The 581-nt window shown below is 47.3% G+C and carries 1 protein-coding gene and 1 pseudogene; both read left to right on the top strand.

The features are described from left to right. Positions 1-304 (top strand): annotated as a pseudogene (gene vmeJ, locus R7Q48_RS29410) (multidrug efflux RND transporter periplasmic adaptor subunit VmeJ); the annotation flags it as partial. A 9-nt stretch (positions 305-313) separates the two neighbouring features. Next, positions 314-581, top strand: a 268-nt coding sequence (locus R7Q48_RS29405; RefSeq protein WP_318133894.1) for an efflux RND transporter permease subunit, incomplete at its 3' end; no start/stop codon positions are given.

Genomic DNA, 581 nt, shown 5'->3' with positions numbered 1-581 from the left:
GTTCATCCCAGCGGGGATCAGCGCGGAAGTGCAGCTCCCTTTGAATGAAGTGCTAGCGATTAAAATTACCGCTGCAATGTTGGCGTTAGATGAAGAAGGGAATTTAGGTGTCAAAACACTGCAAGATGAACACGTTAAGTTTGTTCCTATTCAGTTAGTCAAAGCAGAAGAAGATGGTGTTTGGTTATCAGGGCTTGGCGAGCAAGCGGACATCATTGTATTAGGACAGGGGTTTGTTCGTGATGGCGATACCGTGATTGCGAATAAAGTCGGTGGTGTCGCTGCCGATGCGGCCGAAAAATAGGGAGGCAGCATGTTTAGTATAATTGACGCTGCGTTATCCCGATCAAGAACGATGTTGACCTTGTTGGCGATGATCCTCATCGCAGGGGTCATTACTTACGTCACCATCCCAAAAGAATCTAGTCCCGATATCACTATTCCTATCATTTACGTCTCTGTTGGGCATCCAGGTATTTCTCCAACTGATGCTGAGCGTTTACTGGTTCGTCCTATCGAACAAGAACTGCGCTCAATTGAAGGGGTGAAAGAGATGACATCGGTTGCCTCCGAAGGTCACG

The sequence above is a fragment of the Vibrio sp. 378 genome, assembly GCF_033339435.1.
The sequence above is the reverse complement of the archived record's forward strand: the minus strand, read 5'-3'. Positions and strand labels throughout refer to the sequence as shown.